Origin of the sequence: Streptomyces sp. CB03238 (assembly GCF_002099185.1) — a bacterium.
In the GTDB taxonomy this organism is placed as follows: domain Bacteria; phylum Actinomycetota; class Actinomycetes; order Streptomycetales; family Streptomycetaceae; genus Streptomyces.
Window position 1 is genome coordinate 136,591 of record NZ_NBCN01000004.1, and the last position, 17,147, is coordinate 153,737.

At 72.7% G+C, this 17,147-nt stretch carries 14 protein-coding genes; 8 read left to right on the forward strand and 6 right to left on the reverse strand.

Going from position 1 to position 17,147, the window contains the following annotated elements; genetic code table 11:
• Nucleotides 1–84 precede the first annotated feature (84 nt).
• Both BKD26_RS07915 and BKD26_RS40155 read left to right on the forward strand, forming a co-directional pair.
• A complete protein-coding gene (locus BKD26_RS07915; protein WP_084897113.1) occupies nt 85–1,830 on the forward strand; it encodes a phosphatidylglycerol lysyltransferase domain-containing protein in 1,746 nt (581 codons plus the stop codon).
• Nucleotides 1,827–2,555, forward strand: coding sequence for a hypothetical protein (locus BKD26_RS40155; RefSeq protein WP_179166459.1), 729 nt, complete (start codon nt 1,827–1,829; stop codon nt 2,553–2,555). The genes BKD26_RS07915 and BKD26_RS40155 overlap by 4 nt, the downstream gene beginning before the upstream one ends.
• Here BKD26_RS40155 and BKD26_RS07925 read toward each other — a convergent pair.
• A complete protein-coding gene (locus tag BKD26_RS07925; protein WP_084897114.1) occupies nt 2,462–3,259 on the reverse strand; it encodes a hypothetical protein in 798 nt (265 codons plus the stop codon). The two genes, BKD26_RS40155 and BKD26_RS07925, sit on opposite strands and share 94 nt — an antisense overlap.
• 37 nt (nt 3,260–3,296) lie before the next feature.
• Here BKD26_RS07925 and BKD26_RS07930 point away from each other — a divergent pair, with 37 nt between their 5' ends.
• Both BKD26_RS07930 and BKD26_RS07935 read left to right on the forward strand, forming a co-directional pair.
• Nucleotides 3,297–4,115 carry an adenosylcobinamide-GDP ribazoletransferase gene (locus tag BKD26_RS07930; protein WP_241518588.1) on the forward strand — a complete coding sequence of 273 codons (819 nt, stop codon included), beginning with the start codon at nt 3,297–3,299 and terminating at the stop codon, nt 4,113–4,115.
• Between the two features lie 63 nt (nt 4,116–4,178).
• Nucleotides 4,179–4,382, forward strand: coding sequence for a cold-shock protein (locus BKD26_RS07935; protein ID WP_073752079.1), 204 nt, complete (start codon nt 4,179–4,181; stop codon nt 4,380–4,382).
• 3 nt (nt 4,383–4,385) lie between these two features.
• Here BKD26_RS07935 and BKD26_RS07940 read toward each other — a convergent pair whose 3' ends face one another.
• From BKD26_RS07940 to BKD26_RS07960, 5 genes are read right to left on the reverse strand one after another with little or no spacing between them, the layout of a single operon-like run.
• Nucleotides 4,386–5,174, reverse strand: coding sequence for an endo alpha-1,4 polygalactosaminidase (locus BKD26_RS07940; RefSeq protein ID WP_084897381.1), 789 nt, complete (start codon nt 5,172–5,174; stop codon nt 4,386–4,388).
• Nucleotides 5,174–5,785, reverse strand: a complete 612-nt coding sequence (locus BKD26_RS07945) for a spherulation-specific family 4 protein (protein ID WP_084897116.1) — start codon at nt 5,783–5,785, stop codon at nt 5,174–5,176. The genes BKD26_RS07940 and BKD26_RS07945 overlap by 1 nt, the downstream gene beginning before the upstream one ends.
• A gap of 19 nt (nt 5,786–5,804) precedes the next feature.
• Complete coding sequence (locus BKD26_RS07950) at nt 5,805–7,274, reverse strand: hypothetical protein (protein ID WP_084897117.1); 1,470 nt, start codon at nt 7,272–7,274, stop codon at nt 5,805–5,807.
• Nucleotides 7,274–8,815 carry a GT4 family glycosyltransferase PelF gene (pelF, locus tag BKD26_RS07955; protein WP_084897118.1) on the reverse strand — a complete coding sequence of 514 codons (1,542 nt, stop codon included), beginning with the start codon at nt 8,813–8,815 and terminating at the stop codon, nt 7,274–7,276. The genes BKD26_RS07950 and pelF overlap by 1 nt, the downstream gene beginning before the upstream one ends.
• Before the next feature lie 25 nt (nt 8,816–8,840).
• Nucleotides 8,841–10,895, reverse strand: coding sequence for a hypothetical protein (locus tag BKD26_RS07960; protein WP_084897119.1), 2,055 nt, complete (start codon nt 10,893–10,895; stop codon nt 8,841–8,843).
• Nucleotides 10,896–11,201: 306 nt separating this feature from the next.
• Between BKD26_RS07960 and BKD26_RS07965 the strand changes: the two genes are divergently transcribed.
• The 4 genes from BKD26_RS07965 (at nt 11,202) to BKD26_RS07980 (ending at nt 17,113) form a co-directional block, all read left to right on the forward strand.
• A complete protein-coding gene (locus BKD26_RS07965; protein ID WP_084897120.1) occupies nt 11,202–12,737 on the forward strand; it encodes a leucyl aminopeptidase in 1,536 nt (511 codons plus the stop codon).
• 366 nt (nt 12,738–13,103) lie between these two features.
• A complete protein-coding gene (lpdA, locus tag BKD26_RS07970) occupies nt 13,104–14,492 on the forward strand; it encodes a dihydrolipoyl dehydrogenase (RefSeq protein ID WP_084897121.1) in 1,389 nt (462 codons plus the stop codon).
• Between the two features lie 58 nt (nt 14,493–14,550).
• Nucleotides 14,551–16,338, forward strand: a complete 1,788-nt coding sequence (sucB, locus tag BKD26_RS07975) for a 2-oxoglutarate dehydrogenase, E2 component, dihydrolipoamide succinyltransferase (RefSeq protein ID WP_084897122.1) — start codon at nt 14,551–14,553, stop codon at nt 16,336–16,338.
• Nucleotides 16,339–16,489: 151 nt separating this feature from the next.
• A complete protein-coding gene (locus tag BKD26_RS07980) occupies nt 16,490–17,113 on the forward strand; it encodes a GntR family transcriptional regulator (RefSeq protein WP_073752070.1) in 624 nt (207 codons plus the stop codon).
• Nucleotides 17,114–17,147 lie beyond the last annotated feature (34 nt).

Below are 17,147 nucleotides of genomic sequence, written 5' to 3' on the forward strand. Positions count from 1 at the left end.
GGTACGGCCACCGCCACCGGGAGGTGGCGGTGGCCGCACCGCTGGACCCGCCATGTCACGCGATGCCCCATATGATCGCGTTTCATGGGAGATGCCCGGTTGTCCGACGAAGCCCCCGGCAGCACCGTCCGTTCGCGCCGCAGCGCCGCGTTCGCCGTCTGGTACCTGCGTGTCGTCGCGTTCCTCAACGTCCTGGGCGCCGTGTGGGTCTCCTTCGGCCAGGACCTGCGGCGCCACAACACGGACGACTACTTCACGCCGTACCTGCTCACCGCCGGCTTCTTCTCCGGCGCGTTCACGCTCTTCCTGGCGATCACCATGCGCCGCCGCAAGCGCGCCGCGTGGATCCTCAACCTCGTCCTCGCCGGGCTGTTCCTGCTGCTGTTCGCCGTCGCCATGTCCTTCCCGGAGATCCGGCAGCACGCGCAGAACTGGATCTCCCTGATCCTGACCGCCGCCTTCGTCCTGGCGCTGCTGCTGGGCCGCCGGGAGTTCTACGCCAAGGGCGACCGCTCCAACCCGGCCCTGGCCACGGCGGTCGCCGTCGGCGGGCTGCTGGTCACGTCACTGCTCGCCGCGCTGCTGGTCACCGCCACCGACACCGCCCGCGCCGGCTTCCCCGAACGCTGGCGGTACGGCGTGCTGCGCCTGGTCACGCTGGCCACCGACACCTCGCCGGACATCCGTACGCCCGGCTGGGTCGACGTCGTCATCAACATCATGTCGACGCTCCTGCTCATCGCCGTGCTGTACGCCGCGTTCCGCTCCCGCCGGGCCGTCGACCCGCTGAGCGAGCGGGACGAGGAGGAGCTGCGGGCGCTGCTCGAACGGCACGGTGAGCGCGACTCGCTCGGCTACTTCGCGCTGCGCCGCGAGAAGAGCGTCGTGTGGTCGCCCAGCCGCAAGGCCGCGGTCGCCCACCGTGTCGTCGGCGGCGTCTCGCTCGCCTCCGGCGACCCGATCGGCGACCCCGAGGCGTGGCCGGGCGCGATCGAGCCGTGGCTCGCCCAGGCGCGCGAGCACGGCTGGATCCCGGCCGTGATGGGCGCGAGCGAGGAGGCGGGCACCGTCTACGCCCGGCACGGCATGGACGCCCTGGAGCTGGGCGACGAGGCGATCGTCGACACGGCCGAGTTCACCCTGGAGGGGCGGGCGATGCGGACCCTCCGCCAGGCGTACAACCGGGTCAAGCGCGCCGGCTACCGGGTGCGGATCCGCCGCCACGAGGACATCCCGCCCGACGAAATGACGGAGCTGCTGCGGCTGGCCGACGACTGGCGCGACGGCGCCACCGAGCGGGGCTTCTCGATGGCGCTGGGACGGCTCGGCGACCCGGCCGACGGGCGGTGCGTGATGCTGGAGTGCACCGACGGCGACGGCGTACCGCGGGCCCTGCTGTCCTTCGTGCCGTGGGGGCCCCGGGGCCTGTCGCTGGACCTGATGCGCCGCGACCGGACCGCCGACAACGGCCTGGTGGAGTTCATGGTCATCGAGCTGCTCCAGCGCGCCGGAGAGATCGGGATCACGCAGGTCTCACTGAACTTCGCGATGTTCCGGTCGGTCTTCGAACGTGGCGCGAGGCTCGGGGCGGGCCCCGTGCTGCGACTGTGGCGCTCCCTGCTGAGCTTCTTCTCCCGCTGGTGGCAGATCGAGTCGCTGTACCGCGCCAACGCCAAGTACCGACCGATCTGGGAGCCGCGATTCATGCTCTTCGAGAAGAGTTCCGACCTGCTGCGCATCGGCGTGGCCGCGGGCCGCGCGGAGGGGTTCCTGGAGGCACCCGGCCTGCCCAAGTGGATGCACCGGCACCTGGAAGGCAGACGCCGTTGAGGCGGTTCGCGCGCCGCGAATGGGGGGCGCTGTACGCGGCCGTACGCACGGCTCTGGTGACGCGCAAGTGGCGGGCTCTCGCCATGACGCTCGGCGCGGTGTGCCTGACGGCCGTCTTCCAGCTCGTACAGAACCAGCCCTGGGGGTACGGGCCGGTGCAGAACATCGGCTCGGTGCGGGCCGAGGACCCGCTGTGGCTGGCGCTGCTGCGTACCCCGCTGTCGCTGTTCGTCCCGGCGCTCGACCTGCCGGTGTGGGGCGCGCTGGCGCAGATCCTGCTGGTGTTCGGCATCGCGGAGATCTGCCTGGGCCGGCTGCGTACGCTGCTGATCGCGTACGCCGCGACGCTCGCCGGGACGTTGTACGCGCGCCTCGGCATCGCGCTCGGCCCGGACGCCCCGCTGGGGCTGGGGCTGCCGGCCTCGGACGCGCAGGTCGTGGACACCGGCCCGTCGGCCGCGGTCGTCGGGCTCGCGGTGTACGTCTGCTGGCGCCACCGGGCGTGGGTCACGGGCGCCCTGGTGGTCGTGGCGATGGTGGTCGAGGTGCTGGTGAAGTGCAACCTCGCGGGCAAGGAGCATCTGGCGGCGATCGCCGGGGTGCTGGTGGTGTGCGCGGTGGTGTCGTGGCGTCAGCGCCGGTCGGGCCGGTCGTCCGGTGGACCTTCGTCGGGCGGGTGGCGCGAGGGCAGTACGCGGTCGGGGGCGCCGGCGATCAGGTCCTGAAAGCGGCGTCTGGCCGTGTCCCAGCGCCGGTCGTGGTGGAACGCCCGCAGCCCGGCCTTGGCGCGTGCCCTGGGCCTGTTGCGGTAGAGGCGGCGGGCCCACAGCGAGCCGGGGCGGGCCAGGCGCAGCGCGCCGAAGACGGCGACGGGCCACACGAACAGCCCGATGATCGCCATCCGGAACTTGCCCTTGAACAGGGCGACGAGCACGAAGACGAAATTCAGGGCGATGGTGAGGATGAGGCTGCCCCGGCCCTGCCGCTCCTCCGGGGTGACCTCGTCGACGCCCAGCGGCGAGAAGCCGCCGAGGACCAGCAGCAGCAGCGCGGTGGTGAGGACCACGACCTCCACGCTCTTGCGGCCCTGCTCGGTCCAGTAGACGTCGTCGAGATGGAGGATCAGCGCGAACTCGTCGAGCACCAGCCCGGCGCCCATCCCCAGCAGCACCGCGCAGACGATGGCCCCGGCCTCGTGCCGTCCCACCGCGACGGAGCCGAAACCACCGATCAGGGTGAGGACGACGCCGGGGACCACATGGTGGATGTGCATCCCGCCGGGCCTGACGTTGCGGAAGGGCCCCTTGCCCGCCCGGATCAGCCGGGTGACGGTGCGGGTGGCCAGGAAGGTCAGCACGAAGGAGGCGAGGGCGACGAGCAGCGGCAGCTTCCCAGGTTCGACGATGTTGCGGTAAAACCAGTGCCCCATGCCACCCGCTCCAGGTTCGTGCGTTCTACCGACTACCCTGCGCGCGGTGACCACTTCCCGCACCCGTACTCGCGCCCGTACGAGCGTCGACGGCATACGTTTCGCCTTCGGGACCCTGACCGTGCTGCCCGTGCGGGTGACCCGCTGGGACCGGGAGGCGGCCCGCGCCGGAATGCTGTGGGCGCCGCTCGCCGGCCTGGTGGTGGGCCTCGCCGCGGCGGCCGCCGGCGGGCTGCTCCTGCTGCTCGGCTCGGGCCCGCTGCTCGCCGCCGTGGCGTCGGCCGCCGTACCCGCCGTACTGACCCGGGGCCTGCACCTGGACGGGCTCGCGGACACGGCGGACGGGCTGGGCAGCGGGAAGCCCGCCGAGGACGCGCTGCGGATCATGAAGCAGTCGGACATCGGTCCGTTCGGGGTGATCACGCTGCTGCTGGTGCTGTTCGCCCAGGTGGCGGCGTTGTACGAGCTGTACGGGTCGGAGGGCTGGGCGCACGGGATGACCGGCGCGGCCGTCGCCGGCACGGTCGCCCGCCTCGCGCTCACCCTCGCCTCCCGCACCCCCGTCCCGGCGGCCCGCCCCGAGGGGCTGGGCGCGGTGGTGGCGGGCACGGTCCCGGTGCGGTCCGCGGTGGCGGTGGCGGCGCTGGTCCTGGTGTGCGCGGCCGGGGCGGGCGGCGCGCTGGACGGCCCCTACGACGCGCTGCGGTACGCCGTGGCGGCGGTGGCGGCCCTGGGGGCGGCGCAGTGGCTGCTGGGCCGCTGTGTGCGCCGTTTCGGCGGGGTGACGGGCGATGTGTTCGGGGCGGTGGAGGAGACGGCGGCGACGGCGGCGCTCGTCTTCCTGACTTTCGGCTGAAGGTGTTTGAGTGGCGCGGGTCCCGGTAGTCGGCGTGGTGAAGGAAGAAGGAGATCGATCACCATGGCTACTGGCACTGTGAAGTGGTTCAACCCGGAGAAGGGCTTCGGTTTCATCGAGCAGGACGGCGGCGGCCCCGACGTGTTCGTGCACTATTCGGCCATCGCTTCCACCGGTTACCGGGAGCTCCACGAGGGCCAGAAGGTGCAGTTCGACGTCACCCAGGGGCCCAAGGGCCCGCAGGCCGAGAACGTCAGCCCGTCGTAGGGCTCAGCAGGGCTCGCGCCAGGCGCCCAGCTCGTACCGCTTCAGTATCGAGCTCATCCTCAGCCGCTCCGCCTCCGGGCAGAACTCCGGCGTCGCAAGCTCGTACTCCACATGGAACACCGCCTTGCCCGCCTCGATGAACGGGCTGAGGGCGGCGCACTCATCGTGCTCCGCGCACTGTTCGTTGACGGCGAAGTCGAAGTCGTCCACCAGCTGCGGGATCTGGTCCAGGTCGTTCTTGAGGCCCACGGCGAGGCCGCGCTCGTGCGCGAGGCGGGCGATGAGGCGGTTGTAGCGCAGCTGGTGCGCGGCCGTCAGGGCGAAGCCGGTGCGGTTGGCGTAGCCGTCCATGTTGTCGGGCTCCACCGCGTCGAAGCCCTTGTCGCGGCACATGTCGAGCCGGGCCGCCATCAGCGGTTCGAGGACGTCCGTGCGGCGGATGTCCAGCCACCGCTCGCCCTCCCAGCCGTTGCCCTTCCCGATCACGGACTTGGGGAACTCGGCGGCGTCGGGGCGCCAGTCCTCCCACGCCCCGGTGGACAGGTAGCAGATCACCTTGCGGCCGCGCCGGTGCAGGTCGGCGACGGTGGACGCCGGGTGGTCGAAGCCGTCGATGTCGTACACCGGTACGTCCACGGCCGGATCGAGGCGGCCGCTGAGCTGCCACTGCCAGGCCTGGCCGGGCCGGGGCTGCCAGCGGTCCCGCCGGGGGCCCGGTTCGTCGTCGGAGGTGCTCGTGCAGCCGGCCAGCACCAGGACCAGGGCGGCGACGAGGAGGGGGACGCGGCGGATCACGAGCGGCACTCCAGTACGTGGGGCAGGGTTCCCCAGGGGTGTGCCCCGGCGCCGGGGACCGCGCACCGCACGCGGGTGGTGACCCGGGCGTCGGGCGGGGCCGCGTAGACCAGGTGGCAGTAGTGGTCGGCGACCGGCAGGTCCAGGTCGCGGTAGGTGTCCCAGGGGCCCTCGAAGGTGACGAGCAGTTCGGCCAGTTCGGCGTACGCGGGGTGGGGGTGGGCCCCGTGGTTGAGGACGACGGTGGCGGCGCCCGCCGCGCGGGCGGCCACCGCCAGGCGCTGGTAGTGCGGGGCGGCTCCGGGCTCGGTCGGCACCTGGTCGAGGAACGCGCCGTCGGCGCCGTACCAGTCGCGGTGGCGGACCAGGTCGGTGAGGACGTCGGCGTGCGGGCGGCGGCCGTAGTCGGTGTCGGTGTAGCCGAGGACGCACACCCCGGCCGCCCGCAGCCGGTCCGCGACGGTCACGAACGCGGGGTCGGGCGCCCGGCCGGCGCCGCTCGCGGGGTTGAGGATCACCCCGTACAGCAGCGGCGCGGAGGCGATGATCGCGTCCCATTCGGCGGGGCGGGCGGCGGGGTGCTCGTAGTAGGGCACCAGCAGGTCCACGTGCGCATCCTTCGTCTGTCTACGTACGGTGTGCGGTCGCCCGCCCGAGCAGGACGCCGCCCAGCACGGCCAGCACCACGGCGGCCGCCCCGGCGACGCCCGCGCCGACCAGCCGCGGGTCACCCGCCCCGGTCGCCAGTGCCACCGTCTGCGCCCCGGCCGCCGCCCCGCACACCAGCGCCGCGCTGAGCACCGCCCCGAACGACTGGAGCAGCAGGGCCGCCCACAGCACCGTACCGATCAGGAGCAGTGACGCGAGCCGGATTCCGCCGATGTCCGGCGCACCCGGCCACAGCAGCGTGCCGGTCACGGCCAAAGCGAGCAGGACCGCCAGGTAGACGGTGAGGCACAGCGCGAGCGTGCTGGCCGTGGCGCGGCGGAAGGCGCGGGAGCTGGTGGAGGCCCGCAGTCCGGCGAGGCTCTCGCTGCGGAACCGGTGCAGCAGCCACTCGGCGGGCCCCATGGACAGGGTGAGCGCCACGGCGGTGGGCCCGGCGACGGAGGCTCCCGCCACCGGGGACCCGGCGCCTTTCGCGAGGACGTCGCCGATCGCGGCGTACAGGACGAGCCCGCCCGTGCCGAGCCCGAACAGCCCGTACGGCACGGACGCGGCGAGCCGGGGCGCGGCCCTCCCCCGCTCCACGGCATGTCCCCGCCCGGGCCGCAACTCCCGCCACGCGAGGGCGACCGCCACGGCCAGGGAGGTGCCGAGCAGGGCCGCCCGCACCGGGTCGGGGAGACCGAGCCAGTAGGCGGCGGGCGTGCCGGCGATCAGCGGCGCCAGCGCGCCCAGCAGCGCCCGCTCCCGGTCCAGGACCAGCAGTACGGTCGCGGCGCCCAGGTACACGGCCTGGCCGGCCGCGAACACGGCGCCGCCCCACTCCCCCGGCCCGGCCGCGGCCACCGCCACCAGGGCGCCGAGCAGGGCGCCGGCCGAGGCGCCGCGCAGCAGCGTGCGGGCGGCGGCGCGGCGGTCGCCCAGGCCCAGCCAGGAGTAGGCGCGGTGGGACAGGGCCTGGTTCCACACCCAGCCGGCGACCGCCCCGGCGAGCAGCGGGACCGTGCCGGCGGGCAGCCCGAGCGCGCCGGGCGGGCCGGCCAAGAGCGGGGCGCCGAGCACATAGGCGAGGCCGGGCAGGGCGAAGACGAGGCCGCGCAGGAGGCATCCGCCGACGCCGGTGTGCCAAGGGTCGGTGGGCGGGCCGTCGGGTTCGGTGAAACGCCGCTCCACGCGCGCGTAGAGGTCCTCGGCGAGGGCGAAGGAGTCCTCCCGGCCGTAGGTGAGCCGTATGTGATCGTCCGTCATGCCGTCGGATTCGAGGATGGCGGCTATCTCGTCGGGGTGGACGGCGGCCGCGATCACCTCCTCCAGCCGGGTGGTCAGTTCGTCGATGGGGTCGGCGGCCGCCCAGCGGGGCCGGGGGCGGGGGACGGCGGGCAGGGTGTCGAGTCCGGCGGACTCGGACTTCAGCCACAGGGAGCCGCTCATCAGGCCGCCTCCTCGGTGACGAGGTCGTCCTCGGTGACGAGGTCGCGCCAGGGGTCGGTGATCCGGAGCTGGAGGGTCCAGTCGTCGACGTCGATCCGCTGAGGCTCCGGCTGGGGGTGTCCGGCCAGCTCCAGGTAGATGCGGCGGAAGCCGTCGACGGAGCGGCGCAGCGTGAACTGGTCGACGACCCGCTGGCGGGCCCGCCGTCCCAGTCCGGCGCGCCGCTCGTGGTCGCGCAGCAGGGTCAGCACGGCCTCGGCCATGACGGCCGGTTCGCGGGGCGGCACCACGAGTCCGGTGTCGCCGACCGCCTCCCGGACGCCGCCGACGTCGGTGGAGACGGTGGCCCGGCCGCACGACATGGCCTCGATGAGCGAGAAGGGGAACCCTTCGCTGATGGAGGAGAGCATCACCAGGTGGCCCGCCGCGTAGGCGCTCGCCACGTCGGAGACCCGGCCCTCGTAGCTGATGCCGTCGGTGACGCCGAGTTCGGCGGCGAGCTTCTCCAGCTTCGTCCGGTAGTCCTCGTTGCCGGCCGGGACGGGGCCGAACAACCGCAGCCGCAGTTCGGGGAGTTCGGCGCGGGCGATGGCGTACGCCCGGATGAGCGTCTCCAGGTCCTTGATGGGGTCGATGCGGCCGCACCAGCTGAGCGTGGGCAGGGCGGGTTCGGGTCCGGCGAGGGGGAAGGCGTGCGGGTCGACGCCGTTGTAGACGGTGCGGATGCGGTCGGTGGGGGCGCCGCCGCGCTCCTCCCAGCGCCGGTTGTACTGGTTGCAGGGGGTGATGAGGTCGGCCTTGCGGTAGCCGAGCGTGTTGAGCTCCCGGTAGAACCCGAGCATCAGGGCCTTGACGGGCCAGCGCTGGGCGGCGCTGCGGTAGCCGAGGTAGCGCTCGCGCAGGTAGATGCCGTGTTCGGTGAGCAGGAACGGTACGCCGTCGAAGTGCTGGGCGGCGAGCGCGGGGAGGGTGGCCAGGCCGCTGGAGACGGCGTGGGCGACGCAGTCGTCGGGTATGCGGGCGGCGAGCGGGCGCAGCGCGTGTTCGAGGAGGTCGGTGGCGGTCAGGGCGTCGTGGACGGTGGGGCGGGCGGCCGCCGTCTGGAGGTGCGGCATGGTCCATATCCACATCAGCGAGCGGAGGACGGACTCGGAGCGGAGGGCCGCCGAGAGCCTGCCGCGCCGGGCGAGTAAGGCGAGGGTGTACAGGTTCTCGGCGAAGTCGCAGCCGGCGGACGGGTCGAGTATCGACAGCAGGAAGCGTTCACAGGTGTCGGTGAAGCGGCGCCGCTCGCGGCCGATGAGGGGCCGGGAGCGCCCCTGGGCCGGGCCCCACAGGGGGAACGAGGTGTGCCGGTAGAGGTTGGGCGGCAGCTCCCAGGTGACCGGTTCGCGGCCGCTGCCGGTCAGCGCCAGGACGTGGAAGTCGACCTCGGGCATGCCGCGGACGAGCTGGTCGCACCAGGTGCTGACGCCCCCGTGGACGTGCGGATAGGTGCCTTCGGTGAGCATGGTGACATGGCGGCCTGTGGTCGGCGGCATCGGTTTCCCCCCGGAAGTGAGCGGGTCAGGCGGTCGGCAGCGTGAGGGTGACGGCGGTCTGGAGCACCTCGGGCGCGGTCCAGGCGGAGCGCGCTCCGGCGTACGGGGTGCCGAACGCCGTCGTACCGAGCAGCTGCTGTTTGCGGGTCCCCTCGGGTGCGGTGACGGGGGTGGTCACTCCGGCAGGCGCCCTGACGGTGACGGTGGTGCCGATGCGGTACGCGGTGACCTTGCCGTCCGCGAGGGCCTTGTCCCAGGCGGCGCGGCGGGCCAGTTCCGTACCGGCGTCGCGGTGGCGGGGGTTGATGAGCGGGGTGTTGTCGGCGAACAGGCTGCGGTAGTCGGCGAGGACCTTGTCGAGGACGGGGTAGAGGAGGCGGTCCTCGGCGAGGTTGGACTGGTGGACGTAGTGCGGGCGGGGGTCGTTGGCGATGACGTGGCCCAGGGCGATACGGGCCTCCTGCGGCACGATGTACGAGGCGTAGCCGGTGGTGACGTCGAGCGGCTCGTCGAGGCAGGTGGAGGCGGGGTTGGTCGCGCAGACGCCGCTGCCGCCGTCCTCCTTGGACGTGTAGATCCAGTTGTACTCGTCGGTCATCTCGGCGGCGGTGCCGACGTTGTAGTACACGTTCATCGGGTGGCGCGGGACGGTGTTCGCGGCGCCGACGGGGCGCTGCCGGGGCTCGCGGGAGTTGTCGCTCGCGATCCACTTCACTCCGGTGTCGGCGAGGGCGCCGGCGAGGTTCGGGTTGTCGGCGGGCTGCTGCGGGAGGGTCTTGAGGCCGGAGTGCTCGCCGGTGACCAGTTCGGTGCGGTCGACGGCGATGCCCCGGTTCACGGCCCAGGTGTGGTTGTCGCGGATCTGCGCGGCGATCTCGGCGCGGCTCATCCAGCGGGTGTTCCCGTACGCGTCCTTGGCGCAGGTCCACGGGACGGTGGAGGTGTCCTGGACGCAGCCGAGGAACGGGTGCGTGTAGGTGTGGTTGACCCAGCGGTACTGGGCGCGGTCGGCCACCAGCCGGGCGGTGAGCGGGTCACTGCCGCCGTTCTGGGCCTTCCACTCCTCGCCGGAGCCGGCGTTGTAGACCATGTCGAGGGTGAAGCCGGCGGAGCGCTGCCACTGGGCGGCGTACTCGGCGTCGGCCGCGGTCATCCGGATCGGCTCGGTGCCTTCACCGTCGCCGCCGGCGCAGTCGAAGTCGCCGGGCGTGCAGTTGCGTTCGGTGTCCCAGCGGGCGTCGGGGGCGAAGACGTCGTCGACGTGGACGGACAGGTAGTTGCGGTTCTGCCCGAGGTGGACGCCTCCCGTCAGCCACTCCACGATGCCGCGGGCCAGGGCCCGGAACTGCCGCTGGTGCTGGTTGTAGGCGAAGGTGACGACCAGTTCGCGCCGGCCGTCGCGGGCGTACTCCCCGATGAGGCCGGCGCGTCCGCCGTCCTCGGTGGGGACGTCGAGGTAGCTGGTGAAGCCTTCGCGGGGCCGGCCGGCGTACCCGTAACTCTCGGCGATGTCCGGGTCGTTGTCCTCGAAGGTGACCGGCCCGTCGAGGTACCGGAAGGGGCCCGCCTTCCCGGCGGGGGTGAGCTCGGCGCGGACCCCGTCCATGACGCCTGAGCGGCCGCCTTCACTGGTGTAGTCGAGGCCGACGCCCGGGTGGGCCCAGGTGTGGGCGTCGACCTGGGGGATGGCGTACGTGCGCTCGTACGCGGTGAGGGCGGCCCGCTCCGCCGCCGCCAGGCCCCCCGGCGCCTCGTCCGGCAGCACCACGCCCTGGTACTTGGCGCGGGGCCGCCCGTCGACCGTGTCGGCGAGGAACGCGGCGTCGATGACGGGGCGCGCCGGGTCGGTGAGGCGGACCGTGCGGTACGGGACGCCGGAGCCGTTCAGTTCGGAGGTGATCGCCCCGACCGCGCTGCCGCCGTCGTCCACGACCAGCACCCTCAGGTCGATCCGCGGCGCGAGTGGGGCCGCCACGGCCGGACCGGCCGGCACGGCCGTGGCGAGCAGGGCCGTGGCCAGCAGCGTCACGACCGGCAGCGTCCCCGCCGCCCTGCCGCCCCGGAGTCCGAATGTGTGCATATGCGTTCCCCCCTTGTGGGTCCTCCGCGCGCGTGCGGGCACAGGGAGGGTCTGTGGAGATGATGCAAAGGGGTACGTTGCTCCCTTGTGCGATTGCAGGGAGTGTGACGCAGCTCTCATCGGTTGACGTAGCAAACGTTGAGGAGACGCCACGGATGAGTGAATTGCCGCCGCCGTGAGCGAAACGGGGCGGCACGCGTAGGCTCGTTCCCGGTGTTTCCCGGGCGCGACTTACGATGCCGCAGGACCCGGTCGTCCCACCCCTCGACCGCCTCAGAACTCAATCGGAAGCGAGATTTCACCACCGTGACTGCTCTCACTCTCAGCACCGCCGGCGCGGCGACACTGCGCGCCGACGCTCTCGTCGTCGGCGTCGCCAAGAGCCCGGGGGGCGGCAAGGGACTCGTTGTCGCAGCGGGCGCCGAGGCCGTGGACAAGGCGTTCGGCGGAAAGCTCGCCACCGTCCTGGAGACCCTCGGTGCCTCGGGCGCCGAGGGTGAGGTGACCAAGGTGCCCTCGCCGTCCGGGCTGAAGGCCCCGGTCGTGCTCGCGGTGGGGCTCGGCACGGCACCGGAGAAGGACGAGGCGTACGACGCCGAGGCGCTGCGCCGTGCCGCGGGCTGCGCGGCCCGCGCGCTGAGCGGCACGAAGAAGGCCGCGTTCGCCCTGCCGATCGAGGCGGTCGAGGACGCCGAGGCGATCGCCGAGGGCGCGCTGCTGGGCGCGTACGCCTTCACCGCGTACCGGTCCGCCAAGAACGGCAAGGCGGCCCGGGACGCCAAGGCCCCGCTCGCCGAGGTGGCGCTGCTGGGCGCCAAGCCGCGCGACAAGGCGTACAAGGCGGGGGCCGAGCGCGCGATCGCGCTGGCCGAGGAGATCAACCGCGCCCGCGACCTGATCAACACCCCGCCGAACGACCTCTACCCGGAGTCCTTCGCTGCCATCGCCACCGCGGCCGGCAAGGAACACGGCATCAAGGTGCAGGTCCTCGACGAGAAGGCGCTCGTCAAGGGCGGGTACGGCGGCATCCTGGGCGTCGGCCAGGGCTCGGAGCACGGTCCGCGCCTGGTGAAGCTCGCCTACACGCACCCCAAGGCGGAGAAGACCCTGGCCCTGGTCGGCAAGGGCATCACGTACGACTCGGGCGGCATCTCCCTGAAGCCGGCCGGCCACAACGAGACGATGAAGTGCGACATGAGCGGCGCGGCCGCGGTGTTCGCCGCCGTCGTCACGGCCGCCCGCCTGGGCCTGGCGGTGAACGTCACCGGCTGGCTGGCGCTCGCCGAGAACATGCCGTCCGGTTCCGCCGTCCGCCCCGGTGACGTGCTGCACATGTACAGCGGCAAGACGGTGGAGGTCCTGAACACCGACGCCGAGGGCCGGCTGGTCCTGGCCGACGCCCTGACCCGGGCGTCGGAGGAGAACCCGGACGCGATCGTCGACGTGGCGACGCTGACCGGCGCCATGGTGCTGGCGCTGGGCAACCGCACGTTCGGCATCATGGCCAACGACGACGCTTTCCGTACCTCCCTCCACGAGATCGCGGAGGAGGTCGGCGAGGCGTCCTGGCCGATGCCCCTCCCGGCCGACCTCCGCAAGGGCATGGACTCCCCGACCGCCGACATCGCCAACATGGGCGAGCGGATGGGCGGCGGCCTGGTGGCCGGCCTGTTCCTGAAGGAGTTCGTGGGTGAGGGCATCGCCTGGGCCCACCTGGACATCGCGGGCCCGGCCTACAACGAGGGCGGCCCCTTCGGCTACACCCCGAAGGGCGGCACGGGCTCGGCGGTCCGCACCCTGGTGAGGCTGGCGGAGCGCACGGCGGCCGGGGATCTCGGCTGATCCACGCGTGAGACCCACGGCCCCGGACGGACGATCCGGGGCCGTGGTGCGCCCGGGCGAGTGAGCCGAAGGGGCGCGCGGGTGTCGAAAGGGAGAACGCGCGGAGGGTCGTGAGGAACGAGCGACCCGAGCACGATCGACCGTCGACGCACGCTGAGGCGCCCCGGAGGTGAACCGAGCCACAAAAAGGGCGGCTCGGCCGTCTCACACCCCGGCCCCGCGTCCCGCGCTCCGGCAACAAGTGCGAAGATGGGTTCTCGGCAGGACAGGGCCCCCACCACAGGGCCGAAAAAACAGCGGCCGAACACCAGCCGCCGCCCGGTCGTCGACGACCGGCGACCGGCGCACATGCATGGAGGACGTGACGTGGCGAACGACGCCAGCACCGTTTTCGACCTAGTGATCCTCGGCGGTGGCAGTGGCGGGTACGCCGCGGCCCTGCGGGGTGCGCAGCTGGGCCTGGACGTCGCACTGATCGAGAAGAACAAGCTCGGCGGCACCTGCCTGCACAACGGATGCATCCCCACCAAGGCCCTGCTCCACGCCGGTGAGATCGCGGACCAGGCCCGCGAGGCGGACCAGTTCGGCGTCCTCGCCTCCTTCGAGGGCATCGACATCAAGGCCGTCCACAAGTACAAGGACGACGTGATCTCGGGCCTCTACAAGGGCCTGCAGGGTCTGGTCGCCTCCCGCAAGGTGACCTACATCGAGGGTGAGGGCCGGCTGTCCTCCCCCACCTCCGTCGACGTGAACGGCCAGCGGGTCGAGGGCCGCCACGTCCTCCTCGCCACCGGTTCCGTACCGAAGTCCCTCCCGGGCCTGGAGATCGACGGCAACCGCATCATCTCCTCGGACCACGCGCTGACCCTGGACCGGGTCCCGGAGTCCGCGATCATCCTGGGCGGCGGCGTCATCGGCGTCGAGTTCGCCTCCGCGTGGAAGTCCTTCGGCACGGACGTCACGGTCATCGAGGGCCTGAAGCACCTCGTCCCGGTCGAGGACGAGAACAGCTCGAAGCTTCTTGAGCGCGCCTTCCGCAAGCGCGGCATCAAGTTCAACCTCGGTACGTTCTTCCAGAGCGCCGAGTACACCGACAACGGGGTCAAGGTCACCCTGGCGGACGGCAAGACCTTCGAGGCCGAGGTGCTGCTCGTCGCCATCGGCCGCGGCCCGGTCTCGGCCGGTCTCGGGTACGAGGAGCAGGGCGTCGCGATGGACCGCGGCTACGTCCTCGTCGACGAGTACATGCGCACGAACGTGCCGACCGTCTCGGCCGTCGGCGACCTCGTCCCGACCCTCCAGCTCGCGCACGTCGGCTTCGCCGAGGGCATCCTGGTGGCGGAGCGTCTGGCCGGTCTGAATACCGTTCCGATCGACTACGACGGCGTGCCCCGGGTGACGTACTGCCACCCCGAGGTCGCCTCCGTCGGCATCACCGAGGCCAAGGCCAAGGAGATCTACGGCGCGGACAAGGTCGTCGCCCTGAAGTACAACCTCGCGGGCAACGGCAAGAGCAAGATCCTCAAGACCGCGGGCGAGATCAAGCTCGTCCAGGTCAAGGACGGTGCCGTGGTCGGCGTCCACATGGTCGGTGACCGCATGGGCGAGCAGGTCGGCGAAGCGCAGCTGATCTACAACTGGGAGGCGCTGCCGGCCGAGGTCGCGCAGCTCATCCACGCCCACCCGACGCAGAACGAGGCGCTCGGCGAGGCCCACCTGGCGCTGGCCGGCAAGCCCCTCCACTCCCACGACTGACGCCTTCAGTCCGGGCGCGACGACCACTTTCCGCAATTCGTTAGGAGCAACCGAAACCATGTCGGTTTCCGTAACCCTGCCGGCGCTCGGCGAGAGCGTCACCGAGGGCACTGTCACCCGCTGGCTGAAGGCCGAGGGCGAGCGCGTCGAGGCCGACGAGCCGCTGCTGGAGGTGTCGACGGACAAGGTCGACACCGAGATCCCGGCCCCCGCCTCCGGTGTCCTGGCGTCCATCAAGGTCGCCGAGGACGAGACCGTCGAGGTCGGCGCCGAGCTGGCCGTCATCGACGACGGCACGGGCGCCCCGGCCGAGGCTCCGGCTCCGGCCGCCGAGGCCCAGGCCGCCCCGGCCCCGGCGCAGGAAGCCCCGGCTCAGGAGGCCGCGGCCCCCGCTCCGGCCCCGGCCGCCGAGGCTCCGGCTCCGGCCGCCGCCCCGGCCGGTGGTGCCGAGGGCACCGACGTCGTCCTGCCCGCGCTGGGCGAGTCGGTCACCGAGGGCACCGTCACCCGCTGGCTGAAGGAGGTCGGCGAGGAGGTCACGGAGGACGAGCCGCTGCTCGAGGTCTCCACGGACAAGGTCGACACCGAGATCCCGGCCCCGGCTTCCGGTGTGCTGCTGGAGATCGTGGTCGGCGAGGACGAGACCGCCGAGGTCGGCGCCAAGCTGGCCGTCATCGGCGCCCCGGGTGCGGCCCCTGCCGCGGCTCCCGCCGCTGCCCCGGCCCCCGCCGCCGAGGCCCCGGCCCCGGCCGCCCCGGCGCCCGCCCAGGCCGCCCCCGCCGCTCCGGCGCCCGCTCCGGCGCAGCCCGCGCCCGCCGCCGCTGCTCCGGCTCCGGCCGCTCCGGCTCCCGCCCCGGCCGCTCCGGTCACGCCTGCCCCCGCCCCCGCTGCCGCACAGCCTGCGGAGGACGGCGCGTACGTGACCCCGCTGGTCCGCAAGCTCGCCGCCGAGAACGGTGTCGACCTGGCGTCCGTCAAGGGCACCGGCGTCGGCGGCCGTATCCGCAAGCAGGACGTCATCGCCGCCGCCGAGGCCGCGAAGGCCGCCGCCGCTGCCCCGGCTCCGGCCGCTGCCGCCCCGGCCGCCGCCGCGCCGAAGGCTCCGGCCCTGGAGGCGTCCCCGCTGCGCGGCCAGACGGTCAAGATGACCCGGATGCGCAAGGTCATCGGCGACAACATGATGAAGGCGCTGCACTCGCAGGCCCAGCTGACCTCGGTCGTCGAGGTCGACATCACCAAGCTGATGAAGCTGCGGGGCCGCGCCAAGGACGCGTTCGCCGCCCGCGAGGGCGTCAAGCTCTCCCCGATGCCGTTCTTCGTGAAGGCGGCGGCCCAGGCGCTGAAGGCCCACCCGGTCATCAACGCCCGGATCAACGAGGACGAGGGCACGATCACGTACTTCGACTCGGAGAACATCGGCATCGCCGTGGACGCCGAGAAGGGTCTGATGACCCCGGTCATCAAGGGCGCGGGCGACCTGAACATCGCCGGTATCGCCAAGAAGACCGCGGAGCTGGCCGGCAAGGCCCGTGGCGGCGGCCTCACCCCGGACGACATGTCCGGCGCCACCTTCACGATCAGCAACACCGGCTCGCGCGGTGCGCTGTTCGACACGGTCATCGTGCCGCCGAACCAGGTCGCCATCCTGGGCATCGGCGCCACCGTCAAGCGCCCGGTGGTCATCAACCACCCGGACCTGGGCGAGACCATCGCGGTGCGCGACATGACGTACCTGTCGCTCTCCTACGACCACCGTCTGGTGGACGGCGCCGACGCGGCCCGCTACCTGACGGCCGTCAAGGCGATCCTGGAGGCGGGCGAGTTCGAGGTCGACCTCGGCCTGTGAGCCTCTGAGGCGTACGACAGCGGCGCCCCCGGCCGGAGCACATCCGGCCGGGGGCGCCGTCGCGTGACGGGCGTCTCCCGCACGGGGCAGCCGTACGGGCTGACCGGGCGGAATAATGGCGATCGACCGCCGCAGCAGCGAAGGAGCCCCCATGACCCCGCCCGTCGTCCACTCGCTGCGCGAGCAGATCCGCGAGCACATCGTGGAGGGCATCGTCAGCGGCCGCTGGAAGCCGGGGGAGCGGATCGTCGAGCGGCGCATCGCCACCGAGCTGGCGGTCAGCCAGACGCCCGTGCGCGAGGCGCTGCGCGAGCTGGAGAGCCTCCGGCTGATCGAGTCGGCGCCCAACAAGGGCGTACGGGTGCGCAACCTCACCGCGGCGGACCTGGAGGAGAGCTATCCGGTGCGGGCCGGCCTGGAGCAGATCGCCGCCGAGCTGGCGGCGGACCGGCTCGGTGAGGACTGCTCGGCCCTGGAGCCGCACGTGGCGGCGCTGTACGAGGCGGACGCACGGGCGGACGGTACGGCGCAGGTGCGGCACACGGTGGGCTTCCACCGGGAGCTGGTGCGGGCCGCCCACAACAGCGTGCTGCTGCACACCTGGGAGGGCCTCGGTATCGAGGTCTTCACGGCACTGTCGATCCGCTGGCTCGGCACCGTACAGAAGTCGTACGCGGAGGAGCACGAGGAGCTCGTGCAGGCCTTCCGCCGCCGGGACCCCCGGATCGGGGTGCTGGTGAAGGAGCACGTCCTCGGCTGTGCCCCCCGCGCCTGACTGCGCGCCCCCGCGCACGCCCCCCCGCTCATCG